At 71.2% G+C, this 17,477-nt stretch carries 13 protein-coding genes and 1 pseudogene; 7 read left to right on the forward strand and 7 right to left on the reverse strand.

The genetic code is table 11. The annotated features are described in order from the left end of the window. Window positions 1–37: 37 nt before the first annotated feature. Window positions 38–682, forward strand: coding sequence for a pectate lyase (locus tag ACIQM3_RS35475; RefSeq protein ID WP_401632157.1), 645 nt, complete (start codon window positions 38–40; stop codon window positions 680–682). Between the two features lie 60 nt (window positions 683–742). Here ACIQM3_RS35475 and ACIQM3_RS35480 read toward each other — a convergent pair whose 3' ends face one another. Beyond that, a complete protein-coding gene (locus tag ACIQM3_RS35480) occupies window positions 743–2,383 on the reverse strand; it encodes an ABC-F family ATP-binding cassette domain-containing protein (protein ID WP_401631957.1) in 1,641 nt (546 codons plus the stop codon). Window positions 2,384–2,490: 107 nt separating this feature from the next. Between ACIQM3_RS35480 and ACIQM3_RS35485 the strand changes: the two genes are divergently transcribed. Further along, window positions 2,491–3,423 carry an FAD-dependent oxidoreductase gene (locus ACIQM3_RS35485; protein WP_401632158.1) on the forward strand — a complete coding sequence of 311 codons (933 nt, stop codon included), beginning with the start codon at window positions 2,491–2,493 and terminating at the stop codon, window positions 3,421–3,423. 12 nt (window positions 3,424–3,435) lie between these two features. On the opposite strand, the gene ACIQM3_RS35490 is transcribed toward ACIQM3_RS35485, so the two are convergent. Beyond that, window positions 3,436–5,175: a BCCT family transporter gene (locus ACIQM3_RS35490; protein ID WP_401631959.1), complete on the reverse strand. Its 1,740-nt coding sequence runs from the start codon at window positions 5,173–5,175 to the stop codon at window positions 3,436–3,438. 233 nt (window positions 5,176–5,408) lie between these two features. Here ACIQM3_RS35490 and ACIQM3_RS35495 point away from each other — a divergent pair, with 233 nt between their 5' ends. Further along, window positions 5,409–6,458 carry a LacI family DNA-binding transcriptional regulator gene (locus ACIQM3_RS35495; RefSeq protein ID WP_401631961.1) on the forward strand — a complete coding sequence of 350 codons (1,050 nt, stop codon included), beginning with the start codon at window positions 5,409–5,411 and terminating at the stop codon, window positions 6,456–6,458. Here ACIQM3_RS35495 and ACIQM3_RS35500 read toward each other — a convergent pair. Further along, window positions 6,421–7,314, reverse strand: a complete 894-nt coding sequence (locus ACIQM3_RS35500; RefSeq protein WP_401631963.1) for an oxygenase MpaB family protein — start codon at window positions 7,312–7,314, stop codon at window positions 6,421–6,423. The two genes, ACIQM3_RS35495 and ACIQM3_RS35500, sit on opposite strands and share 38 nt — an antisense overlap. Window positions 7,315–7,506: 192 nt before the next feature. On the opposite strand from ACIQM3_RS35500, the pseudogene ACIQM3_RS35505 reads away from it, so the two are divergent. Together ACIQM3_RS35505 and ACIQM3_RS35510 are read left to right on the forward strand one after the other, a co-directional pair. Continuing rightward, window positions 7,507–8,386 (forward strand): annotated as a pseudogene (locus ACIQM3_RS35505) (oxygenase MpaB family protein). Beyond that, window positions 8,383–9,822, forward strand: coding sequence for an aldehyde dehydrogenase family protein (locus tag ACIQM3_RS35510; protein WP_401631965.1), 1,440 nt, complete (start codon window positions 8,383–8,385; stop codon window positions 9,820–9,822). Before ACIQM3_RS35505 ends, ACIQM3_RS35510 begins: the two are co-directional and overlap by 4 nt. 6 nt (window positions 9,823–9,828) lie before the next feature. On the opposite strand, the gene ACIQM3_RS35515 is transcribed toward ACIQM3_RS35510, so the two are convergent. Beyond that, window positions 9,829–10,461, reverse strand: a complete 633-nt coding sequence (locus ACIQM3_RS35515) for a TetR/AcrR family transcriptional regulator (protein ID WP_401631968.1) — start codon at window positions 10,459–10,461, stop codon at window positions 9,829–9,831. A gap of 94 nt (window positions 10,462–10,555) precedes the next feature. On the opposite strand from ACIQM3_RS35515, the gene ACIQM3_RS35520 reads away from it, so the two are divergent. Then, window positions 10,556–11,719, forward strand: coding sequence for an acyl-CoA dehydrogenase family protein (locus tag ACIQM3_RS35520; RefSeq protein WP_401631971.1), 1,164 nt, complete (start codon window positions 10,556–10,558; stop codon window positions 11,717–11,719). 20 nt (window positions 11,720–11,739) lie between these two features. Here ACIQM3_RS35520 and ACIQM3_RS35525 read toward each other — a convergent pair whose 3' ends face one another. Both ACIQM3_RS35525 and ACIQM3_RS35530 read right to left on the reverse strand, forming a co-directional pair. Beyond that, window positions 11,740–12,216, reverse strand: coding sequence for a macro domain-containing protein (locus ACIQM3_RS35525; RefSeq protein ID WP_401631972.1), 477 nt, complete (start codon window positions 12,214–12,216; stop codon window positions 11,740–11,742). Between the two features lie 40 nt (window positions 12,217–12,256). Further along, window positions 12,257–14,092: an AMP-dependent synthetase/ligase gene (locus ACIQM3_RS35530; RefSeq protein ID WP_401631974.1), complete on the reverse strand. Its 1,836-nt coding sequence runs from the start codon at window positions 14,090–14,092 to the stop codon at window positions 12,257–12,259. 449 nt (window positions 14,093–14,541) lie between these two features. Here ACIQM3_RS35530 and ACIQM3_RS35535 point away from each other — a divergent pair, with 449 nt between their 5' ends. Then, window positions 14,542–15,282 carry a MerR family transcriptional regulator gene (locus ACIQM3_RS35535; protein WP_401631976.1) on the forward strand — a complete coding sequence of 247 codons (741 nt, stop codon included), beginning with the start codon at window positions 14,542–14,544 and terminating at the stop codon, window positions 15,280–15,282. 21 nt (window positions 15,283–15,303) lie between these two features. Here ACIQM3_RS35535 and ACIQM3_RS35540 read toward each other — a convergent pair whose 3' ends face one another. Next, complete coding sequence (locus ACIQM3_RS35540; protein WP_401631978.1) at window positions 15,304–17,475, reverse strand: 3-hydroxyacyl-CoA dehydrogenase NAD-binding domain-containing protein; 2,172 nt, start codon at window positions 17,473–17,475, stop codon at window positions 15,304–15,306. Window positions 17,476–17,477 lie beyond the last annotated feature (2 nt).

The raw sequence follows: 17,477 nt of genomic DNA on the forward strand, positions 1-17,477 counted from the left end.
GCCGACGGCCAACGGCAGCCAGGCCGTCTCGTCGACCATCGAGGTCTCGGGCACGTACGACGGGGGCATGAAGCGCCTGTACGGCAGCGGTGACCTGGGCAGCGGGGGTCAGGACGAGGACCAGCCCCCGATGATCAAGCTGGCGGACGGCGCCACCCTGCAGAACGTCATCCTCGGTGCTCCGGCCGCCGACGGTGTGCACTGCGCGGGTACCTGCACGATCAAGAACGTGTGGTGGGAGGACGTGGGCGAGGACGCCGCGACCTTCCGCGGCGGCTCCTCCTCGACGGTCCGCACGATCGACGGCGGCGGCGCGAAGCTGGCCGAGGACAAGGTGTTCCAGCACAACGGCGTCGGCACCCTGGTCGTGAAGAACTTCCAGGTCGACGACTTCGGCAAGCTGGTCCGTTCCTGTGGCAACTGTTCCACGCAGAACGCCCGGCACATCCAGCTCCAGAACATCTGGGCGACGGCCCCCGGCACGAGCCTGGTCGGCATCAACACGAACTACGGCGACACGGCCCGGATCTCGGACGTCACGATCTACGAGGACGGCGACCGTGACATGAAGATCTGCACCAAGTACAAGGGCACGACGAGCGGCGAGCCGAGCGAGATCGGCTCGGGCGCGGACGGCACGAACTGCATCTACTCCTCGTCCGACATCAGCTACGTCGACTGAGGCAGCCCTGGCGTACCGGCCCCGCTCCTCCCGTACGACGGGACGGGCGGGGCCTTCGCGTCAGGCGGTCTCGGTGACCTTGCCGCCGGCGATCTCGACGCGGCGGGTCGTCCGGACGGCGTCGAGCATGCGCCGGTCGTGCGTGACCAGCAGCAGCGTCCCGGTGTACGCCTCCAGCGCCGACTCCAGCTGTTCGATCGCCGGCAGGTCCAGGTGGTTCGTCGGCTCGTCCAGCACGAGCAGGTTGACGCCCCTGCCCTGCAGGAGCGCCAGGCCCGCCCGGGTGCGCTCGCCCGGGGAGAGGGTCGTGGCGGGCCGCAGCACATGGCCGGCGCGCAGGCCGAACTTGGCGAGCAGGGTGCGCACCTCGGCGGGCTCGGTGTCGGGAACGGCCGCGCAGAAGGCGTCCAGCAGGCTCTCCGGGCCGTGGAACAGCTCGCGGGCCTGGTCGACCTCGCCCACCACGACGCCCGAGCCGAGCGAGGCGTGACCCGCGTCGAGAGGGAGCCGTCCGAGGAGGGCGGCCAGCAGGGTGGACTTGCCCGCCCCGTTGGCCCCGGTGATCGCGACCCGGTCCGCCCAGTCGATCTGCAGGGTGGCCGGCCCGAAGGAGAAGTCGCCACGGACGACGGCGGCGTCGCGGAGGGTGGCCACGACGGAACCGGAGCGCGGTGCGGAGGCGATCTCCATCCGCAGGTCCCACTCCTTGCGGGGTTCCTCGACGACATCGAGGCGCTCGATCATGCGCTGCGTCTGCTTGGCCTTCGCGGCCTGCTTCTCGCTGGCCTCGCTGCGGAACTTGCGGCCGATCTTGTCGTTGTCGGTGGCCTTGCGGCGGGCGTTCTTGACGCCCTTGTCCATCCAGCCCCGCTGCATCTGGGCGCGGCCTTCGAGCGCGGAGCGCTTGTCGGCGTACTCCTCGAACTCCTCGCGGGCGTGGGTGCGGGCGCGTTCGCGCTCCTCCAGGTAGGAGGCGTAACCGCCGCCGTAGAGGTTGATCTCCTGCTGGGCGAGATCGAGTTCCAGGACCTTGGTGACCGTACGCATCAGGAACTCGCGGTCGTGGCTGACGACGACGGTGCCGGCGCGCAGTCCTGACACGAAGCGCTCCAGGCGCTCCAGGCCGTCGAGGTCCAGGTCGTTGGTGGGCTCGTCGAGCAGGAAGACGTCGTAGCGCGACAGCAGCAGCGAGGCCAGGCCGGCACGGGCCGCCTGTCCGCCGGAGAGGGCCGTCATCGGGAGGTCGAGACCGATGGTCAGACCGAGGTCGGCGGCGACCTCCTCGGCGCGTTCGTCCAGGTCGGCGCCGCCGAGGGAGAGCCAGCGCTCCAGCGTCTCGGAGTACGCGTCGTCCGCGCCGGGTGCTCCGTCGACCAGGGCCTGGGTGGCGGCGTCCATGGCGGACTGGGCGTCGGCGACCCCGGTGCGGCGGGCGAGGAACTCCCGTACGGACTCACCCGCGCGGCGCTCGGGCTCCTGCGGGAGGTGCCCGACGGTGGCGGTGGGCGGGGAGAGCCTCAGCTCGCCCTCCTCCGGCCGGTCGAGCCCCGCGAGCAAGCGGAGCAGCGAGGATTTGCCGGCGCCGTTGGCTCCGACGAGACCGATCACGTCGCCGGGCGCGACCACGAGGTCGAGTCCCGCGAAGAGTGTGCGGTCGCCGTGCCCGGCGGCGAGTTCCTTGGCGACGAGGGTGGCAGTCATCAGGGTGCTGATCCTAACCAACCGCGGGGGCCGGTCTTCCCCCCGGACGAGGTGCGACCATGGCCCTTCCCGCCCCCGGTGCACGCGGGGGCGGCATGGAGACAGGGGTGAGCGCCGTGGCGGACGTGATCGTGGTGGGCGGCGGGGTCAGCGGGCTGACCACGGCGCTGCTGCTGGCGGAGCGCGGTCTGCGGGTGCGCGTCTGGTCCAGGGACCCGGCAGCGGCCACGACCTCGGCCGTGGCCGGTGCGCTCTGGTGGCCGTACCGGATCGAGCCCGAGGCGCTGGTGGGTGACTGGTCGCTCGAAACCCTCCGGGTCTACGAGGAACTGGCCGCCGCACCCGCCGAGACGGGCGTCCGCATGGTCGCCGGGGTGCACGGGGGCGAACGCCTGGCCGCGCTCGGGCCGTGGGCCCGCAGCCTGGAGGGCGCGTCCGAGGTGGCGGAGGGGCTGCGGGTCACGCTTCCGCTGATCGACATGCCGGCCCATCTGAGCTGGCTGGAGGGCCGGCTGTCCGCAGCGGGGGGCGCGGTCGAGCGGCGTACGGTACGTGGCTTCGCGGAGGCGGCGGCCGAGGCGCGGGTGGTCGTCAACTGCACCGGGCTCGGCGCGCGCGAACTGGTCCCCGACCCCGGGGTACGGCCGGTACGCGGGCAGTTGGTGGTGGTGGAGAACCCGGGCATCGAGGAGTGGTTCACCGACGCGGATCCGGCGTCGAGCGCGACGACGTATCTTTTTCCGCAGCCCGGCGGGCTGGTGCTGGGCGGCACGGCGGAGACCGACGACGCGCGCACCGCGCCCGATCCGCGGACGGCCGCGGAGATCGTGGCGCGGTGCGCGCGGATACGGCCGGAGATCGCGGGGGCCCGGGTCCTCGGCCACCGGGTGGGGCTGCGGCCGGCCCGCGACGCCGGGGTGCGCGTCGAGGCGGAGGAGCTGCCGGGCGGCGGACTGCTGGTGCACAACTACGGCCACGGCGGCGCCGGGGTGACGGTGGCCCGGGGCTGTGCGCGGGCTGCGGCCCAGCTGGTGGGCTGAGCCGCAGTCCCGTCAGGCCGGCGGGTCGTGCTTGTGGCGTTCGTCGGTGGTGATCTCCGCGGTGCCGGGTCCGATCCGGATCTCGAAGTCCCCGTCGTACTTGGCGTGCCCCTCGATGACGGCGGACTCGACGGCCTCCACGCCGAACTCCCTGCGGACGATCATCGGGTCCTGGCGCAGGTCCCTCATGAGCGCGACGCACATCCCGATCATCACGATGGTGAAGGGGGCGGCCACCAAAATCGTCAGGTTCTGGAGGCCCGCCAGGGCGTCCCCCTGCCCGTCGCCGATGAGCAGCATGATCGCCGCGACGGCCCCGGTGACGACACCCCAGAAGATCACCACCCACTTCGCGGGTTCGAGGACGCCCTTCTGGGAGAGCGTCCCCATCACGATCGAGGCGGCGTCGGCGCCGGATACGAAGAAGATGCCGACCAGGATCATGACGAGGATGCTCATCACGGTGGCGATCGGGTATTCGTGGAGGACCCCGAAGAGCTGGGCCTCGGGGGTGTCACCGACGCCCCCGAGCTTTCCGTCCCTCTGCAGCTCGATCGCCGAGCCGCCGAAGACGGCGAACCAGATGAGGCTGACCGTGCTGGGCACCAGGATCACGCCGCCGACGAACTGCCGGATCGTGCGACCGCGGCTGATCCTCGCGATGAACATGCCGACGAAGGGCGTCCAGGAGATCCACCACGCCCAGTAGAAGACGGTCCAGCTGGCGAGCCAGTCGGCGACTTCGCCCTCTCCCGTCGCCTCGGTCCGTCCGGCGAGCTGGGCGAGGTCACCGAAGTACGCCGCGATCGAGGTGGGCAGCAGGTCCAGGATGATGATGGTGGGGCCGACGACGAACACGAAGATCACCAGGATCAGCGCGAGCACCATGTTGATGTTGGAGAGCCACTGGATGCCCTTCTCCACACCGGAGACCGCCGATGCGACGAAGGCGGCCGTCAGGACCGCGATGATCGCGACCAGCAGGCCGGTCCCGGTCTTCTCCATCCAGTCGAGCTCCTGGAAACCGCTGCCGATCTGCAGAGCCCCGAGACCCAGCGAGGCCGCGGAGCCGAAGAGCGTCGCGAAGATGGCGAGGATGTCGATGATGCGGCCGACGGCCCCGTGGGAGTGCCGCTCGCCGATGAGCGGGATGAATACCGCGCTGATGGTCTGGCGCCGGTGCCGCCGGTAGGCGCTGTAGGCGATGGCCAGCCCGACGACCGCGTAGATCGCCCAGGGGTGGAGCGTCCAGTGGAAGAGCGTGGTCGCCATCGCCGTCTGCATGGCCTCGGCCGCGTCGGCGGGGTGCGTGCCCGGGGGCGGATTGACGAAATGGGCCAGCGGTTCGCTCACTCCGTAGAACATCAGGCCGATGCCCATGCCTGCGCTGAACATCATCGCGACCCAGGAGACCGTCTTGAATTCGGGCTTCTCCCCCTCCTGACCCAGCGAGATCTTCCCGTAACGGCTGATCGCGAGCCAGAGGGCGAAGACCACGAAGCAGGAGGCCGCCAGCATGAAGGCCCAGCCGCCGTTGTGGATGAGTCCGGTGAGCAGCGTGCTGGAGACGTCTGTCAGTGAGTCGGTGGCCGTGGCACCCCAGATCACGAAGGCGATGGTGAGCACTGCGGAGACGCCGAACACCACCCGGTCGGTCGTGGCACGGCGGCCGTGGTGTGGATCGGTGGGCAGATCGGCCGTTACCGGCAGATACTCCCCTCGCCCACCCGTTCTCTGCTCATCGTGTGACACAAATGGCACCTTTCACGCAATGCGAATATTTCGCTCTCCGTAGGCAGTACCACACTCGGTGCGCATCTTCCGGGATCCCCGAGCGGTACACGCGCGACCGTTTACGGAGTGAACGGGTCCGCGTCTCCGGCGTCGGCCGCCTCCGGCCGGGCCGATAGGCTGACAGCGGCCGTGCCCAGCCCCGCCGGTTCCAGCCGTTCCCAGCCCGGGCGCGCGTGTACGAGGAGCGACCCTTGCCCGACCCGACCCCCGATCCGCACCGTGACGCCCGGCCCACCCTGGAGGCCGTGGCGGCCCGCGCCGGAGTGTCCAGGGCCACGGCGTCCCGTGTCGTCAACGGCGGCGCGGGCGTGCGTCAGCCCCTGGTGGACCAGGTGCGCAAGGCGGTCGACGAACTCGGCTACATCCCGAACCACGCGGCGCGGACGCTGGTCACCCGGCGCAACGGCGCTGTCGCCGTGATCATCGACGAGCCCGAGTTCCGGATCTTCTCCGACCCCTTCTTCTCCCGCCAGATCCGCGGGATCAGCCGCGAGCTCAACGCCCACGACGCACAGCTGGTCCTGCTCCTGGTGGAGGGCAGCGGTGACTTCGACCGGGTCACCCGCTACCTCGCCGGCGGCCACGTGGACGGTGTGCTGGCCTTCTCCCTGCACACCGACGACGAACTCCCCGCGATCATCCGGAGGTTCCGGGTCCCGACGGTCTACGGGGGCCGCCCGGAACACTCCGCGGCGGGCGAGGACACGACACAGGTGCCGTACGTCGACTGCGACAACCGGGGCGGTGCCCGAGAGGCCGTGCGTCATCTGGTCTCGCTCGGCCGGCGGCGCATCGCTCACATCGCCGGGCCCCGCGACCAGACGTCGGCACTCGACCGGATCGACGGGTACCACGACGTGCTGCCGGACGCGGGACCGGAACTCGTCGTGGAAGGCGACTTCACCGCGGAGGGCGGAGCCCGGGCCATGTCGGACCTGCTGGACACCCATCCGGATCTCGACGCCGTCTTCGTTTCCAACGACCTGATGGCGTCGGGCGCCCTGCGGGTGCTGCGCGAGCGGGACGTGCGGGTGCCGGAGGACGTGGCGGTGGTCGGGTTCGACGACATGACCTCGGTGGCGGAGGCCGCCGTGCCCCCGCTGACGACGGTCCGTCAGGACGTCGAGGGCATGGGGCGGTTGATGGTGCGGCTGCTGATGGAGCGGCTGAACAGCGACACCGGGGCGTGGCCGGACTCCGTGATCACCCCGACCGAACTGGTCCGCCGGGCCTCGGCCTGAGCCCTCCCCCGGGCCGCCACTCGGCCCGCGCCGACCTGGCGAGCGGCAGATAGCGCAGCCGCTCCGGGAGCAGGGGCACGATCCGCCGCACCACGGCGCCGAAGCGCCGCAGACGACGCTCCTGGTCCGGGGTCCAGTCGAGCCCGATGGCCTCGCGGGCGTCCGGAGGCATCAGCCCGATCGTGATGAATCTGCGGAACCGCGTCGACGGCGGGAGGAGCACGGGCCACAGCACCTTCAGGACCAGCCGCAGGGCGAGGGGCCCCCGGTCGGGCGGTGGCACGGGAGCGTCCGCGGCGACCAGTTCCCGTACGACGACGGTGGCCTCCACCTCGTCGGCCAGCATCTTGCGGTAGTACGGCCAGAACTCCTCGAGAGTCTGTGGCATGTCCCGGTCGTGGATGCCGAGGATCCGGCCGACCTGGAGCCACTCCCCGTAGAGGGCGCGTTCCTGCGCGTCGGTGAGCGGACGGACCAGGTAGCGCGAGGCGTGCTGGTAGACGGGGAAGCCCGTGGCGTGCACCCACGCGTAGTTCGCGGGGGTGAGCGCGTGGTAGCGGCGGCCGCGGGTGTCGGTCCCCTGGATCGTGCGGTGCAGCTTCCTGAGCCTGCGCCCCTCCTCGGCGGCGGCTTCTCCCCCGTACACCCAGAGCTGGAGCGAACTCAGGGACCGCTCGCCGCGCCCCCAGGGGTCCGTACGGAAGACCGAGTGGTCGTCGACACCGGCGCCGACGGCGGGGTGGGCGACCTGGAGCGTGAGGGCGGCGGGCAGCATCAGCAGTCCCCGGATGTCTCCGGCGAGGCTCCACAGGACGCCGCCGGGCGGGGGCGGTGCGGGCTCTCCTGCGCTGGTCATGCGGATGCTCCCAGGGGTCGGCGGGTGCTCGGGGCGGCGCCCGGACCGTGTGTGTTCCAGTATGCGATCCCGCGGCAGTGTTGACGCGCCACATGAAACAAGTCAATAGTATTTGTAACTTTGACTCTCCAGGCGAGAGTCCGGCCATATGCCTTATGCAGCACGTGTGTTGAGCGGAGGAGGGCACACACCATGGGCCGCTACAGCCGATTGCGCGAGATACGCCGGATGGACCCCGTCAGCGACTGCGCCGAGATACTCCGGCTGATGTCCCGGTACGAGTTCCCCTGGGACTACCGGCAGGGCATCAGTGTCGCCTTCCTGCGCGACTACGGGGTTCCGAGGATCTCCGTACTGCTCGACCGCACCCAGGAGTTCGAGCGCAACGGCCAGAAGCGCTACGACGACACCGTCCTGTTCGGATACGAGATGGCGGCCGAGGGCTTCGATTCGGAGCGCGCCCGGGCCGCCGCCCGCCACCTCAACCGGATCCACGGCAGGTACCGCATCCCGAACGAGGACTACCTCTATGTGCTGGCGACCACGGTCGTCGGCCCCAAACGCTGGATCGACCGGTTCGGGTGGCGGCCCCTGTGCGCGCAGGAGGCGGGCGCGCTGGCGGAGGTGGGGCGGCGGATGGCGGCCATGATGGGGATCGAGGGCGCACCCGGCACCTACGAGGGGTTTCGAGGAGCTGCTCGACTCCTACGAGGCCCGGATGTTCGCGTACGACCCGGCGAACCGGCGCGTCGCCAACGCCACCTTCCGGGTCATGGCCGCCTGGTACCCGGCCCCGTTGCGCCCTCTGGTGGCCAGGTTCGCGCTGGCGCTGCTGGACGAGCCGTTACTGCGGGCGCTGGGCTTCCCTGCGCAGCCGCGATGGGTGCGGGCGGCGGCCGTGCGTCTGGTACACGCCCGCTCGCACGGCGTACGACTGCTGCCCGCACGGCCCCGATGGCTGCCCTCCCGCCCCCGGCCACGCAGCTACCCCTTCGGATACCAGCTCGACGACCTCGGACCGCACTGGGCGCAGAGCCGCCCCCTGGAACCACTGCCGATGGAGAAGTCATGACGACCGGAACAGACCGTGCGGTGCACGGCATCGAGGACATCCGCGACGCGGTGGCGCAGGCCAGGAGCGCCGGCCGCGGCTGGGCGGCGCTCGGGGCGCGGGAGCGGCGCGCGTCGCTCCTGCGCTGGAAGCGTGAACTGGCGGGCCGTGCTGACGAGTTCGCCGAGGTGATCGCGGCGGAGACCGGCAAACCGGTGCACGACGCCCGCTCCGAGGTGCTGCTGACGCTGGTCCATCTGGACTGGGCGGCCCGCAACGCCCACCGGGTGCTGGGCAGGCGGCGGGTGTCGTCCGGCCTGCTGTCGGTCCATCAGCGGGCGCTCCTGGCCTACCGCCCGCTCGGGGTGATCGGCGTGATCGGGCCGTGGAACTACCCGCTCTACACACCGATGGGCTCGATCGGCTACGCCCTCGCGGCGGGCAACGCCGTGGTGTTCAAGCCGTCCGAACTCACACCCGGGGTGGGGGAACTGCTGGCCCGGAGCTTCGGGGAGGCCGTCCCGGACCACGTGGGGCTGCTGCGGACGGTCACCGGCCCGGGCTCCACCGGGGCCGCCCTGGCCGGAGCGGAAGGGCCGTCCGGCGTGGACAAGGTCGCCTTCACCGGCTCGCCCGGCACCGCCCGCAAGGTCGCCGCCGCCTGTGCGGCCACGCTCACACCGCTGCTCGCCGAGTGCGGGGGCAAGGACGCGGTGCTGGTCGCGGCGGACGCCGATCTGGACGCGGCTGCCGACGCGATCGTGTGGGGCGCGATGGGCAACGCGGGCCAGACCTGCGCCGGTGTGGAGCGGGTGTACGCGGTGGCCTCGGTGCACGAGGCTCTGTGCGCGCGCATCGTGAGCCGTGCGAGGGCACTGGTGCCGGGTGACGCCTACGGCCCGCTCACCCTGCCGTCCCAGCTCGGCGTGGTGGAACACCATGTGAAGCAGGCCCTGGTGGACGGTGGCACCGCCGAACTGGGCGGGCCCGACGCCCTGCGGAACCGCGTGCTCGGGCCGGTGGTCCTGTCAGGGGTGCCGGAGGACTCACCGGCCGTGACGGAGGAGACCTTCGGCCCGGTCGTGGTGGTGAACCCGGTGCGCGACATGGACGAGGCCGTGGAGCGGGCCAACGCGTCGGCGTACTCCCTGGGCGCCGCCGTGTTCACCCGCTCCCGGGCGGCCGGGCTCGCACTGGCCGAACGCCTCGGCTCCGGAGCCGTGTCGGTGAACTCGGTGCTGGGCTTCGCCGCGATCCCGTCCCTGCCGTTCGGCGGCGCGGGCGAGTCGGGGTACGGACGGATCCACGGTGAGGAGGGGCTGCGGTCCTTCGCGGCGCCGCGCTCGGTCACCGTACGGCGGTTCGCACCGGCGGTGGACCTGATGTCGTTCTCGACGCCCCGGGAGAAGGTCGCCCGGGCCGTCGAGCTGGGCAGGAAGCTGCACGCAAGGTTCTGAGGGCGTTCACCCGGCGCCGAGCAGCGGCACCAGGTAGCGCCTGGCGAACGTGCGCACCTGCTCGTCGTCGTCCAGCTCGAAGCAGCTCACAGGATTGAGGAGGAAGGAGACGGTGATCCGCACCATCAGTTCGGCGACCGGTGTCGTGTCCGTCTCCGGTCGCCCCTCCGCGCGCTGGGCGTGGCGGAGCCGGTCGGCCAGATATTCGCGCATCGCGAGGAAGGCGGGACCGCTCTCCAGCGTGAGGAAGGGGAGCATGATCTCCGGCTCCAGTCGCAGCAACCCGCCCACCAGCGGATGTTCACGGATGTGCTGGAGGACGGCGGCGAAACCGGCGACCAGCCGCTCCTCCATGGTGGGCAGTGCGGCCACCGCCTTGTCGACGTCCAGGACGAATCTGCGGTACTCCCGCAGCAGGCAGGCGGAGACCAGGCTGTCCTTGTTGCCGATCCGGCGGTACACGGTGACCCGCGAGACCTTGGCCCGCTTGGCCACGTCGTCGACGGTCGAGCGGCGCAGCCCGAAGGTCATGAACTGCTCGCGTGCGGCGTCCAGGATCTGCTCGCTCAGCGCGTCGGACGGTGGGGTCTCGCCGAGCGCCTCGGCCAGCAGTGTCTCGTTGGTACCCGGTGCCGCCATGAGCCCTCCCTCTCCGTCGTGACCACTCCACCATATCGACATCGCAACAAAGTTACCTGGTCCGATTCTTTGTAACTCCCCTATGGAGGCTTCCATGTTCACCGACCACGCCCTTCCCCGCTCGGTCTCCGCCGAGCAGCGGGCTTTCGTCGCGGCCCTGCGCGACTTCGCCCGGCGCGAGTGCGGCACGCGTGAGCAGCGTGACGCGCTGGCGGCGGAGGCGGGCGGTCCGCACGCGCCGTCCCTCTACGCCCGGCTGGCGGAGCTCGGCTGGCTCGGCGTGTGCCTGCCCGAGGCGTACGGGGGCTCGGGCGGCGGCATGACGGACGCCTGCCTCTTCCTCCGGGAGACGGCACGCGGCCTCGTACCGGCGGGCGGGTTCATCACCTCGGTGATCACGGCGAAGGCGTACGAGCGTTTCGGCAGCGAGGCCCAGTGCAAGGCGGCGATCGGCGGTGCGGTGGACGGCCAGGTGCTGTCCATCGCGATGTCCGAGCCCGAGGCCGGTTCCGACGTGGCGGCGCTGCGGTGCAAGGCCGAACGGACGCCGGAGGGGCGCTGGCTGGTCAACGGTCACAAGACCTGGATCTCCAACGCGCACCTGGCCGAGCACATCCTGCTGGTCGCCCGGACCGACGCGAGCGGCGCGAAGCACGAGGGGCTGACCATGTTCCACGTTCCGGCCGGGACGCCCGGGATCGAGATCCGGCCCATCGAGACGATGGGCGGCCGCGAGGTCAACGACGTCTTCCTCACGGATGTCTCGCTGCCGGCCGACGCGGTGGTCGGCACGGCCGACCGCGCCTGGACCCAGCTGATGGCCGGTCTCAACGCGGAGCGGCTCTTCCTGGCGGCGAACATGCTGGGCCTGGCGGAGCGGATCCTGGAGGACACCGTCGCGTACGTGCGGGGGCGCGAGCAGTTCGGCCGCCCGGTCGGCTCCTTCCAGGCGCTGCGGCACCGGCTGGCCGATCTGGCGACGGAGATCGAGTGTGCCCGGCTGCTGGTATTCGACGTGGCGGCGGCCTGCGACGCCGAGCCGGAGCGGCTCTTCCCCCGCGAGGCCTCGATGGCGAAGCTCAAGGCCACCGAGACGGCGCGGCACGCGGCTCTGGAGGGCATGCAGATGATGGGTGGCTACGGCTACGCGACGGAGTACGACATGGAGCGGCATCTGCGGGCCGCGGTCGTGTCGACCGTCTACGGCGGAACGAGCGAGATCCAGCGCGACATCATCGGCAGGAGCTACGGCCTGTAGGGCACCACGCGGGGCGGCACTCAGCCGAAGTCGTACACCGTCACCTCGATACCGCGGCTCACCAGCCGGTCGGTGAGGAGCGGCTCGACCCGGGACCAGGTGCCGCCCGCCAGCCCGCAGCCGATCCTCGGCATGTGGACCGAAGCGCCCAGCTCGGCCGCCTTGGCGGCCACCTTGTCCAGGCCGGCGTCGATCGCCTCGTAACGCACCGGCACGCCCTTGCTGCCGGTGCGTATCCCCCGCTGCCCGACCAGATTCGCCACCCAGGTGTACGAGTCGGCCTGGACGAACTGCACGGCGCCCAGGCCGAAGTCGTTGCCCGCGCGCTCGCGGTGCCAGCGGCGGTAGGCGGCCTCCGGCTCGGGCCAGCGGCGGGAGAGGGCCAGGACGAAGCCCTTCCCCCAGCCGCCCAGGTCGTTGCAGCAGTGCACGATCAGCTTGACGCCCTTGCCCTGAGGGTTGGTGGCGTCGCCCTGTACGTAGGTGATCCCCGACATGTCCTCACCGTACGTCCCCCCACTGACAACCGGGCCGGGATCAGGTGCCGCCCTCCTCGTAGAGGGCGTCCAGCACCTCTCCGTACTGCTCGCGGACGACGCGGCGGCGCAGCTTCAGCGAGGGGGTCAGCTCACCGGTGTCGGGGCCCCATTCCCTGGCCAGCAGCCGGTGGCGTTTGACCTGCTCGGTGCGGTTCAGCCGGGCGTTGGCGGCCTGGACGGCGCGGTCCACCTCCTCGCGTACGGCGGGGTGGGCGGCGAGCGCCGTCATGTCCTCGCCGGCCTCGACGCCCCGGGCCGCAGCCCAGGCGGGGGCCATCTCCGCGTCCAGGACGAGGAGCGCCACCAGGTAGGAGTGTCCGTCGCCGTGGACGAACGCCTGGCCGATCAGCGGGTGTTCCTTGAGCGCGTTCTCCACCAGGGCCGGGGAGACGTTCTTCCCGGTCGAGGTGATGATCATTTCCTTCTTGCGGTCGGTGAGCCACAGGTAGCCGTCGTCGTCGATCCGGCCGATGTCCCCGGTCGGGAACCACCCGTCCGCGTCGAGCGCCCGCTCCACGGTCCCGTCGCCGCGCAGGTATCCGGCGAACACCGTCTCGCCCCGGACCAGGATCTCGCCGTCCTCGGCGATCCTCAGCTCCAGCCCGTCCAGCGGCCTGCCGACCGAGCCGAGGCGGAACCCGGAGGGGCTGTTGGTGGTGAACACACCGACCGTCTCGGTGAGTCCCCAGGCGTCCATGACGACGATGCCGAAGCCTGCCCAGAAGCGCACCACGTCCAGTGGCATGGGCGCGGAGGCGCTGGCCGTCCACACCAGCCGCTCGAAGCCGGCGAGGGAGAGCACCGGGTCGAGGACCGTCTCCTTGGCGCGGCGGTAGGCGGTCTCCAGCTCCGCGGGCGGCTGTTCGCCCCGCTCGCGGAAGGCCACGTGCTCGCGGGCGGTGTCCCCGGCCGCCCCGATCGCGGCCCGCTGCTCCTCGGACAGGGTGGCGAGCGCGGCCTTGACGGACGCGGCGAGCTTCTCCCACACCCGGGGCACGCCGAAGAACTGGGCGGGGTGCAGGGCACGAGCGGTGGCCGCGACGGCCGCGGTGTCGGCGCAGAGATGGACGTGCGAGGCCCGGAAGACCGGCAGGTAGATGCCCAGCATCCGCTCGGCGATGTGGGCGAAGGGGAGGTAGCAGATGTGCGCGACATGGTCCGGCAGTTCCACCACCCGGTCGAGGGCCAGCGCGTTGACGACCACGCTGCGGTGGGTGATGGGCACGGCCTTCGGGTCGCCGGTGGTGCCCGAGGTGTACACGACCGTGAGGGGGTCGTCGGCGCCCGAGGCCTGCCAGGCCGCCTCGAATTGCTTCTCGTCGTAGGCCTGTTGCCCGGTCGCGTACAGGGAGGCGTACGTCCGGTCACCGGCGCCCTCCGGCTCCACGACGAGAAGCACCTCCATGGGGACGGTGCGGTCTGCGAGGAGGGGCTCCCAGCGTGCGCGTTCCCGCGCTCCCTCGACGACCGCCAGCCGGGCACCGCTGTGCCGGGCGATGTGAGCGATCTGCTCGGGGGCGGCGGTGCCGTACACGGTGACCGGTACCGCGCCGAGGTGTGTGAGGGCCAGGTCGCTGAGCCAGTGTTCGGGGCGGTTGCCCATCATCATCAGGACCTGCTCGCCGCGCCGGACGCCCTGGGCGGCGTATCCGGCGGCGAGCACCGCGGTCTCGCGGCGCACCTCCCGCCAGGTCAGGGTGGTCCATCCGTCGCCGCCGTCCGGGCTCCGCCAGGAGAGGGCGGGCAGGTCCCCGTGGTCCTCGGCGTTACGCGCCAACAGGGCCGGCAGGGTGAGCCGGTCGGTCTCGGTGGGAACTCGCAGGATCGTGGTCACGGCCGTCTCCTGTTGCCGTCGGCCGGGCCGCACGGGCCCGTACCGGAGGGAATGACGCGCTTCGATGGTGCCGGAGACTTTCACACCACTGGTGAGACAGCAATACTGTTGCACCCGATTGGTACAACGCCGCCGGCGCGGCCTCCGTGGGCGCCAACAGACCAGGACGCCCACCGGAGTTCAGGCGGGCGCCCTGGCACGGGTCCGCGAGGGTGGGACGATCCACGAGCAGCCGGTAGACCACGTCCTCGGCACCCTCGAGACCGAGCGGCGTCAGGAGGGAGGAGTCCGCCGGGCCGGGCGCGGGCGCGGGGATCACGACCCCGGCGCCCTCCGGGGCCGGGCTGTCGATTCCGGGGCACTTTCACAACAGTGGTGATACAGCAATACTGTTGCACCTGATCGACCCAGGCCCGGCAGGACGGGCCTGCCCGCGACAAGGAGCAGCCATGGCAACCGGGACCGACGAGCCGACGCTGACCGTCGACGAACTGGCGGCGCGCGCGGGAGTCACCGTGCGCACCGTGCGCTTCTACAGCACCAGAGGTCTGCTGCCCCCTCCGGTGATCGGGCCCCGGCGCGTCGGGCACTACGGGCACGACCACCTCTCCCGGCTGGCCCTCATCGAGGAGCTCCAGCACCAGGGCATGACGCTGGCCGCCATCGAGCGCTATCTCCAGCAGCTGCCGCCCGACCTGAGCGCGCAGGACCTGGCCATCCACCGCGCCCTGGTGGCGTCGTGGGCCCCGGACGCGGCCGAGGACATGGAGCGCGCTGAGCTGGAGCGCCGGGCGGGCCGGCCGCTCAGCGAGCAGGACGTGGACCGGCTGGGGGCCATGGGCGTACTGGAGCGCCCCGCGAAGCCCGAGGCGCCCTTCCAGGTGGACCCGGGTCTGCTGCGGCTCGGGGTGGAGCTCCTGGACGTACCGATCGCCCACGAGACGATCCTGGCGGCACGGACGGTCCTCCTGGAGCACACCCGGTCGGCCGCCCATGAACTGACGCGCCTGTTCCGCGACGAGGTGTGGAACCCCTACCGGGAGCGGGAGTCGGACCCCGAGCATGTGAAGGCGATGAAGTCGCTCTCGGCCAATATGCAGCCGATGGTGCTCCAGGCCCTGCTGACAGCGTTCCAGCGGTCGCTGAAGGAGGAGCTGCGGGCCGCGTTCACCGCGAGCGAGGAGAAGTGAACGCGGCCCGTGGGGCAGCCGTCAGTCGTGGAAGGTCCCGCCCTTCTCCGCCTTCTCCACCAGGTACGCGGACGGCAGGAAGCGGTCTCCGTAGCGCTCGGCGAGCTGCCGCGCACGCGCCACGAAGCCGGGCAGGCCACCCTCGTAACCGTTGATGTACTGGAGCACGCCACCGGTCCACGCGGGGAAGCCGATGCCCATGATGGAGCCGATGTTGGCGTCGGCGACGGTCGTCAGGACGTTCTCCTCCAGGCAGCGGACGCTGTCCAGCGCCTCGGAGAAGAGCATCCGCTCCTTCATGTCCTCGAAGGGGATGTCGGTGCCGGGCTTCGTGAAGTGCTCACGCAGACCCGCCCAGAGCGCGCCCCGCCTGCCGTCCTCGCCGTACTCGTAGAACCCGGCTCCCCCGCTGCGTCCCGGCCGTCCGAACTCGTCGACCATCCGGTCGACGACCTCGTCCGCGGGGTGCGTGGCCCACGTGCCGCCCGCCTCCTCGACGGCGCGCCGGGTCTCGTTGCGGATCTTGCGGGGCAGCGTGAGCGTCAGCTCGTCCATGAGGGAGAGCACCTTGGCCGGGTAGCCGGCCTGCGCCGCCGCCTGCTCGACCGACGCGGGCTCGGCACCCTCGCCGACCATGGCGACGCCCTCGTTGATGAAGTGGCCGATGACGCGTGAGGTGAAGAAGCCGCGCGAGTCGTTGACGACGATCGGGGTCTTCTTGATCCGGCGCACCAGGTCGAAGGCGCGTGCCAGGGCCTCTTCGCCGGTCTTCTCGCCCTTGATGATCTCGACGAGCGGCATCTTGTCGACGGGCGAGAAGAAGTGCAGCCCGATGAAGTCCGCCGGGCGGGTGACCCCTTCGGCGAGCGCGGTGATGGGCAGCGTCGAGGTGTTGGAGCAGAGCAGCGCGTCGGGGTCGACGATGTCCTGGATCTCCTGGAACACCTTGTGCTTGAGCGCGGTGTCCTCGAAGACCGCCTCGATCACGGCGTCGCAGCCCGCGAGGTCGGCCGGGTCCCCGGTCGGGGTGATGCGGGCCAGCAGTTCGTCGCGCTTCGCCTCCGTGGTGCGGCCCCGGGAGAGCGCCTTGGCGAGGAGCTTCTCGCTGTACCCCTTGCCCTTGGCCGCCGCTTCGGCGGAGACGTCCTTGAGGACGACCTCGATGCCGGCGCGGGCGCAGGAGTAGGCGATGCCCGCGCCCATCATCCCGGCGCCGAGTACGGCCACCTTGCGGACCTGGCGCTCCTCGACGCCTGCCGGGCGGCTGGCGCCGGAGTTGACGGCCTGGAGGTCGAAGAAGAACGCCTGGATCATGTTCTTGGCGACCTGGCCGGTGACCAGCTCGGTGAAGTAGCGGGCCTCGATGGTCTGCGCGGTCTCGAAGTCGACCTGCGACCCCTCGACCGCCGCGGCCATGATGTTGCGGGGCGCGGGCATGGGCGCGCCCGCGAGCTGCTTCTTCAGGTTGGCCGGGAAGGCGGGCAGGTTGGCCGCGAACTTGGGGTGGGACGGGGTGCCGCCGGGGATCCGGTAGCCCTTGACGTCCCAGGGCTGCTGCGACTCCGGATGGGCGTCGATGAAGGCGCGGGCCTTGTCGAGCATCTCCTCACGGGTGGCGGCGACCTCGTGCACGAGGCCGTTCTCCAGCGCCCGCTGCGGGGTGTACTGGGTGCCCTGGAGGAGGACCTTCAGCAGCGCGTCGGTGATGCCCATCAGCCGTACGGTGCGGGTCACACCGCCGCCGGCGGGCAGCAGGCCGAGGGTGACCTCGGGCAGGCCGATACGGGAGCCGGGGGCGTCCAGCGCGATGCGGTGGTGGGCGGCGAGCGCGATCTCGTAACCGCCGCCGAGCGCGGCGCCGTTGACGGCGGCGACGACCGGCTTGCCGAGGGTCTCGATGCGGCGCAGGGAGTTCTTGATGGCGGTTCCGGCGTCGAATGCCGCCTGGGCGTTCTCGGGACCGATCCTGATCATGTCCTTGAGGTCGCCGCCCGCGAAGAAGGTCTTCTTGGCGGAGGTGTAGATGATGCCCCGGATGGAGTCCTTCTCGGCCTCCGCGCGCTCGGCGACGGCCGCGATGGACTCCTTGAAGCCCTGGTTCATGGTGTTGGCCGACTGGTTGGGGTCGTCGAGTACGAGGGTGACGACGCCGGTCTCGTCCTGTTCCCAGCGGATGGTCGTGCTCTCGGTCATTG

The sequence above is a fragment of the Streptomyces sp. NPDC091271 genome (assembly GCF_044757505.1).
In the GTDB taxonomy this organism is placed as follows: domain Bacteria; phylum Actinomycetota; class Actinomycetes; order Streptomycetales; family Streptomycetaceae; genus Streptomyces.

Bases quoted from the DNA above. Each gene is read 5' to 3' on its own strand.
- ACIQM3_RS35520 (WP_401631971.1), top strand. From the start codon at position 10,556: ATGTTCACCGACCACGCCCTTCCCCGCTCGGTCTCCGCCGAGCAGCGG.
- ACIQM3_RS35535 (WP_401631976.1), top strand. From the start codon at position 14,542: ATGGCAACCGGGACCGACGAGCCGACGCTGACCGTCGACGAACTGGCG.
- ACIQM3_RS35500 (WP_401631963.1), bottom strand. From the start codon at position 7,314: ATGACCAGCGCAGGAGAGCCCGCACCGCCCCCGCCCGGCGGCGTCCTG.
- ACIQM3_RS35525 (WP_401631972.1), bottom strand. From the start codon at position 12,216: ATGTCGGGGATCACCTACGTACAGGGCGACGCCACCAACCCTCAGGGC.
- ACIQM3_RS35515 (WP_401631968.1), bottom strand. From the start codon at position 10,461: ATGGCGGCACCGGGTACCAACGAGACACTGCTGGCCGAGGCGCTCGGC.
- ACIQM3_RS35540 (WP_401631978.1), bottom strand. From the start codon at position 17,475: ATGACCGAGAGCACGACCATCCGCTGGGAACAGGACGAGACCGGCGTC.
- ACIQM3_RS35510 (WP_401631965.1), top strand. From the start codon at position 8,383: ATGACGACCGGAACAGACCGTGCGGTGCACGGCATCGAGGACATCCGC.
- ACIQM3_RS35480 (WP_401631957.1), bottom strand. From the start codon at position 2,383: ATGACTGCCACCCTCGTCGCCAAGGAACTCGCCGCCGGGCACGGCGAC.